The sequence below is a fragment of the Holospora undulata HU1 genome (assembly GCF_000388175.3).
Lineage (GTDB): Bacteria > Pseudomonadota > Alphaproteobacteria > Holosporales > Holosporaceae > Holospora > Holospora undulata_A.
In genome coordinates this window covers 1-4,248 of the sequence record NZ_ARPM03000023.1, presented here as the reverse complement: position 1 = coordinate 4,248, position 4,248 = coordinate 1, and the positions used below count along the sequence as shown (strand labels likewise).

Below are 4,248 nucleotides of genomic sequence, written 5' to 3'. Positions count from 1 at the left end.
AAGATTTCAAACCCAACACTCAGTAGATGAAAAAAAGATAATAAAGCCTAAGCTAAGAAGAAATAAACCTGCAATTAAAATAGATAGCGATACCTGATTCTTATAGCTAAGAAAGAGTAAAAAGGCTTGAAGTGTGCGCATCTAGGATAAAACATGCTAAGAAACGTATAGGAGCTACATATAAAAAAACTCTAAATCTCCCAAAAGCGGATCCAGAAAAAAGATCTACATTTTGCCAAACAATTATGATATGCCCAGAACCCACAGTTATTCTGATAAGGAAAGACGGTACCATGGAAGTCATGATTGGGGGGACAAAAGGAAGAACAAATGTGATAAAGCCTTAATAGGTTCTGCTTTAGGTGCAGTAGGTTTGTTAACAGCCAATACTGAAGTTTTTACATCTTGGGTATAGCAGATTTTATTACCTAATCTACTTACAAAAAGTGTGAATGGACGATGCTTCTTTTCACAAAGGTATAGAAAAGCAGATAAATTATTGGAGAGCTCTGGCCATACATTACTGTACCTTGCCTTCTTATTCACCTGATTTGAATCCTATTGAGAAAAAGTAGGCTCAAGCTAAGCATATACGACGCACTAAAAATTGTTCGATTGATCAAATCTTCAATACTTATCTGTGACTCTTTTATACGATAGTAGCTATATAGTAATTTAGGTTTGTAGAACGTGGAATTATATATAAAATATAAAATTTTATTTTTCAATATTTAACAAACCTTTTATTTTATAACCTTTTCGATGATATTCACATGGACCAACTGCTTTTAATGCTGCTTCATGTTTTCGAGTTCCGTATCCCTTATTTGTATCCCATCCGTAGCAAGGATAGTGTTGGTGAAGAGCGTTCATTAGTGTGTCTCTTTTTACTTTTGCAATAATACTAGCCATGGCAATGGAATAGCTTTTTTGATCTCCCTTGATAATGGTGTGCTGAACGATTTCTTTAGCCAAAAAAGGAATGGGTCTTGGACCATCAATCAATGCGTAAGAAGGTCTTGGAGTCAATTTTAAGAGTGCTCTTTCCATTCCGCAAAGAGTAGCTTGAAGCACGTTACGTTCTTCAATTTCTTTAGGCCAGACCATTTCTACGGAAAAAACTCCATAATCCGGATTAGCTGTAAATGCATCGTGAATAAAAGTACGCAGATCTGCTTTTAAATGTTTTGAATCATAAACAATTTCCGCAAGTTCTTTTGGAAAAAGCTGAGCGTTTATTATTACCGCACACACAGCCACAGGGCCTGCCCAAGCACCATATCCTGCTTCGTCAAGACCTGCGACACCATAATATCCTAACTGTTCTTCAAAATGAAAGGTTGCAGTTTTATTGATAAAAAACTCCAAAGAAGTTATAGAATATTTCTATTTTATTCAATTTTTTTTTTTTATGCAAAAGGTAATGCAGAGATAGGTAAGCACAATTCTTTAATTTTTTTGTATTTTTTAATAAAAAATTAAAATTTTAGACAAGTGAATGATAACTTGAAACTTTTTTTAAAAAAAATTATTCTATTAAAAAGATAAATAAAAAAATAATCGCTGCTATGTTTCCAAGAAAAATACTTTTTAAATTTTTTTATTACATCACTCTTGGGAGCATCTTGATTTATGGAGATAGCCAGGCTGATTCAGGGCAAGAGTCTTTGCCTCAAAAAAGCTCTTCTTCAAAAGTTTCTCACAAAAATTCTTCTAAAGAAATGCAAAAGCTTTTAAAAGAAGTAAGAGACGCCAAGCAGCATTTAAAAAAAAATCAAGATCAATTAGAGCGAATTTTAAAGCGTCTTCAGCAGTATGACCCCCCGCCTTCTAATGAGGCGGCAGAGCAAAAGACGGAAAGAATTTCTCCTTTATTAACACACTTAGAACTTTTTTCCTTTCAATTAAAGCGGGTTTTACACAACTTTTTTTATGGATTTGAATACATGTTCCGGTTGGTATTAGCTCCGGAATTTAATGCAAAATCTCTTGGAGTTGTGGTGTGGATGCTGGGAATTTTTGTAATAAGTGGAATTGGTAATGTTTTAATATATCAGAGATTTTATACAAGTCTTAGCAAAATTTCCAGAACCATAGGGGTTAAGATCATAGCTCTTTTTTGTGTTCCTGTCTTAGTTTACGCAGGAATAGGGCGAATATGGTCTTTTAAACGATGGTTTCTTCCTTCTGTATGTACTGAATTTTTAGCTTATTTACCTTTGCACACTTATACACTGATGGCAGGATATTATGGTGTGTCTGTGTATTTTTCTTCGGTATTGCGAGTTCAATTAAGTGTACCTGCAGTACAAATGGCGTTACATGGATTCCAAAGAGTTTTTTTAATTCATTTTTTATCAAAAGTGCTTAGGGAAATTTTAACTTTAACGCAAGCAAATTCCTTAATATTTTCTACGTTTTCCCAAAGTGCTGCCATAGTATTCAGTTTTGGATTGTGGAATGCATTGAAAAAGTTTAAGTATATGGTCTGTTCTGAAATTACCGTTCCATCTAGAAGAAATCGTTTGATTTTGCTGTCAAGTTTTTATCAGTGGGGAGTGGGGCTTTTTATTAATTTATGGTTATTTTTTCCAGAAGTTTTTATGGCATTTTTTATTCCTACTGTGGCAACAGCAAGTGTGCTATTGGGTATCAATGTTGTTCAACCGCAAGTATATAGAATGTTTTTGGAATTTCTTTGGAAGAAAAAAAACACATCGTTTATTTTTCCTTTATTATATCAGTACAGAAAAGAATCATTAAGTACAGTAAAAATATTAGTTTATATTGGATTGTTAACGCTCTGGGGAGAGGTGTTTCAAGAAATTCAAAATAACGCAGCCTTTAGCATTGTGTACTGGATGACGTCTATTTTTGTCAGTCCTTGGGTAACGCGCTGTTTTAATGCAGCTTTGGTGGGGATGGCTTCTTTTTTATTGATTAAAATCATTAACAAAATTTTAAAGTATTACGTAGAAGATCGATATAGCACTCAATCTTTGGAAAATAATTTTTTATTTACTCGACTTAAGACAATGATGGCTATTATTCGAACCAGTGTGAATGTGTTGGTAGGAGGGCCTGCACTAATTTTTATGATCTCTTATATTTTTGGTGTCCAGTTAAAAGAATGGGCTGCAAGCGTAGGCGTTGCAGGATTTGGGCTAACTTTCGGATTGCAGAATATTGTTCGAGATTTTATTACTGGATTTTTTATTATTTTTGAAAATAACCTTATGGTGGGAGACGAAGTAGATATAGATGGAAGAACAGGAAAAGTAGAGCTCATTGCAGCGCGGACAGTAAAGATTCGCAGTGAAAATGGAACGCTTATGACTATTCCTTTTGGCAATATCGTTGTTATTGGTAATCGTAATAAGCATTTTTCCGCAGTTCTTATGAATATTTCTGTTACTTATCATGAAGATTTGGAAAAAGTGCAACGATTAGTTGAAAAAGCGTTTAATATTTTGAAAAAAAATTCTCCTGTAAAACGGTATGTTCTGGGAAATTTAGAATTCAGAGGTGTGAATGAAGTTACTGCGTATTCGGTGGTACTTTTGGCTAAGATTCGTACAACCCCAAACTGTCAAGATCAAGTACGTCGACAATTTAATCGCATCTTGAAAGAGCTTTTTGATGAGGCTGGAATCAAAATTCCTACGCCTCCCCATATGGTACTTGGGGCTTCACCGAGTCTAACAAATACACATATTTAAAAGAATTGGATTGTGATAAAATGGAAAAAGATTATTTTCAAATTCTTCGATAATAATATTGTAAGGAGATTGATAGGTGAAAGCCTGTGCACAATAAAATCGTGTTAAGCTTACTTTCTGCACGAGTGAGGTAAATCGATTTCTGCAATCCTTCTATCCATTTATCCATGGATAAAGGCATTGTATCCGTCTGTATTCAATTTACACGTTACTTCAAAAGGAAGAGGTTTGATCTTAATTTCGTAAAAAAATTTTTAGCTAATATTTAGACAATATATTGAACATAATCATACTAAAAATTTTGCATACTCCCCCTCACTTTTTTTCAGGTAGTTTAAAAGATCGCTGAAATCAAAGAATAAGAGTTTATCTTTGATCCACCTGAGCCCCCTTGTGAAGTATGAATACCAAAGGCACTCTGACTGTTTTTTTGTAAGCAATTTCTTGTGTAAGGCCCGTTATAGAAGCGTATAAAATAGCAACAGCGACAATGGTCATAAGTTTGGAAACTCTTCCCAAATCTTTCATA

Annotated in this window: 4 protein-coding genes; 3 read left to right on the top strand and 1 reads right to left on the bottom strand. The window is 34.0% G+C overall.

The features are described 5' to 3' along the window. Positions 1–250: 250 nt before the first annotated feature. The gene (locus K737_RS09740) at positions 251–415 is read left to right on the top strand and encodes a hypothetical protein (protein ID WP_161630381.1); all 165 of its coding nucleotides are present in this window, start codon (positions 251–253) and stop codon (positions 413–415) included. A 37-nt stretch (positions 416–452) separates the two neighbouring features. Then, the gene (locus K737_RS11615) at positions 453–575 is read left to right on the top strand and encodes a transposase (protein ID WP_006292568.1); all 123 of its coding nucleotides are present in this window, start codon (positions 453–455) and stop codon (positions 573–575) included. Positions 576–717: 142 nt separating this feature from the next. On the opposite strand, the gene K737_RS00225 is transcribed toward K737_RS11615, so the two are convergent. Further along, complete coding sequence (locus tag K737_RS00225; protein WP_006303032.1) at positions 718–1,368, bottom strand: ribonuclease HII; 651 nt, start codon at positions 1,366–1,368, stop codon at positions 718–720. A 257-nt stretch (positions 1,369–1,625) separates the two neighbouring features. Here K737_RS00225 and K737_RS00220 point away from each other — a divergent pair, with 257 nt between their 5' ends. Continuing rightward, positions 1,626–3,719 (top strand): mechanosensitive ion channel family protein, encoded by a 2,094-nt coding sequence (locus K737_RS00220; RefSeq protein ID WP_161630380.1) that lies wholly within the window; start codon positions 1,626–1,628, stop codon positions 3,717–3,719. Positions 3,720–4,248: the final 529 nt, after the last annotated feature.

Coding starts and splice junctions, on each gene's coding strand:
- K737_RS09740 (WP_161630381.1), top strand. CDS start 251: ATGCCCAGAACCCACAGTTATTCTGATAAGGAAAGACGGTACCATGGA.
- K737_RS11615 (WP_006292568.1), top strand. CDS start 453: ATGGACGATGCTTCTTTTCACAAAGGTATAGAAAAGCAGATAAATTAT.